The following is a 276-nucleotide window of genomic DNA, read 5'->3' on the forward strand; positions in this document are numbered from 1 at the left end:
CAGATCGTGGCGATCGTGCCGTCCTGGTGGATCAGGAAGGTGGTACGCTCGACACCCATGAAGTTGCGGCCGTACATGCTCTTTTCCTTCCAGACGCCATAGGCCTGCAGCGTCGTTTTTTCCTCGTCCGAGGCGAGCGCCACCGAAAGACGGTGCTTCTTGATGAACTTGTCATGGCAGGCGGCCGAATCGGGCGACATGCCGATGACGGCAGCACCCGCCGCTTCGAACTCGGCTGCTAACGCCGTGAAAGCCAGTGATTCGGCGGTGCAGCCC

Annotated in this window: 1 protein-coding gene; it reads right to left on the minus strand. The window is 61.2% G+C overall.

The annotated features are described in order from the left end of the window. On the minus strand, positions 1-276 hold a 276-nt coding region (locus EOD29_RS31580), incomplete at both ends, for a redoxin domain-containing protein (protein WP_127248813.1).

The sequence above is a fragment of the Mesorhizobium sp. M1A.T.Ca.IN.004.03.1.1 genome, assembly GCF_003997555.1.
Taxonomy (GTDB): Bacteria; Pseudomonadota; Alphaproteobacteria; order Rhizobiales; family Rhizobiaceae; genus Mesorhizobium.